The sequence below is a fragment of the Streptomyces sp. NPDC058459 genome (assembly GCF_042721685.1).
In the GTDB taxonomy this organism is placed as follows: Bacteria; Actinomycetota; Actinomycetes; order Streptomycetales; family Streptomycetaceae; genus Streptomyces.
The window spans coordinates 1-1,019 of record NZ_JBHXLV010000445.1 but is presented as its reverse complement, the minus strand read 5'-3'; the positions used below and the strand labels follow the sequence as shown (position 1 = coordinate 1,019).

1 protein-coding gene is annotated in these 1,019 nt (G+C 66.5%); it reads left to right on the top strand.

The genetic code is table 11. The features are described from left to right. Positions 1-158 precede the first annotated feature (158 nt). The coding region (locus ACFWN1_RS33475; protein WP_384370594.1) for a site-specific integrase at positions 159-1,019 on the top strand (861 nt) is incomplete at its 3' end.

The following is a 1,019-nucleotide window of genomic DNA, read 5'->3' as shown; positions in this document are numbered from 1 at the left end:
GTGGTATCCGTACCTTGCTTGTGGTGCCGCTGGCATCTGTTACGTGGCGTGCTGGACCGTGTCTTTCCTGTGAGCGGTGCGTTATCCGGTGCAGCGGCAAGGTGCCTCTGACAGCGATGACGGATGGCGTGGCGGTGGCAAGTACGCAACGAGTGGTCATGGGTGAAGGCGTGACGTGGACGGTCCTCGGCAAGGACTACCGTGTCGCAGAGCCGGTTGAGCAGTACCTGGAGTACCTGAGATCGAGGGACTGCTCGCCCAACACCCTCAAGAGCTACGCGCGGGGCCTCGCGCTGTGGTGGACGTTTCTGGAGCATCGGGCGCAGGCATGGGATGCGATCGGAGTTACTGAACTCGGTTTATTCGTGGGGCAGTTGCGTCGTGGAACTGTGGCCGAGGACGTGGTGCCGCTCCATGAGGGCATGAAGGCGGCCGACGCGACGGTGGCGAGCCGGGCTCGCGCGGTCATGGGCTTCTATCGCTATCACGCTGCTCGCGGGGTCGAGGTCGCGGGACGGCTGTACGAGACAGTCAAGGCCCGACCGGGCAGCTACCTGCCGTTCCTGGAGCACGTGGCGCGCAGGACGGGACGGCGTTCGAGCGTGGTCAAGATCCGTGTACGGACGAAACCGGTGCCGGTGCTGCTGCCCGACCAGATGTCAGCGATCCGCGAGTCGGAGGCGACCTGGAACGCGGCGAGCGCAGTTTGGTCGGGCGAACTGCGCTACCGCCTGCTGTGGACCCTGCTGGAGGAGACCGGGTTGCGGCTCGGTGAGGCCCTCGGTCTGCGGCACCGCGACTGGAGGACCGGCACGGGTACGACCGCGCAGGTCGAGGTTGTCCACCGAGAGGACCACCCGCATGGGCTGCGGGCCAAGAGCGGCCACCGCCGCGTATTCGTCGGCTCTGCCCTGGACCGCCTATACGGCGACTGGGTCTGGACCCTGTGCGAGGCCGGCGCCGATGTCGAACTGGCCGACTGGGACGACGCGTACATCTTCTGCAACCTGCACCGCGGG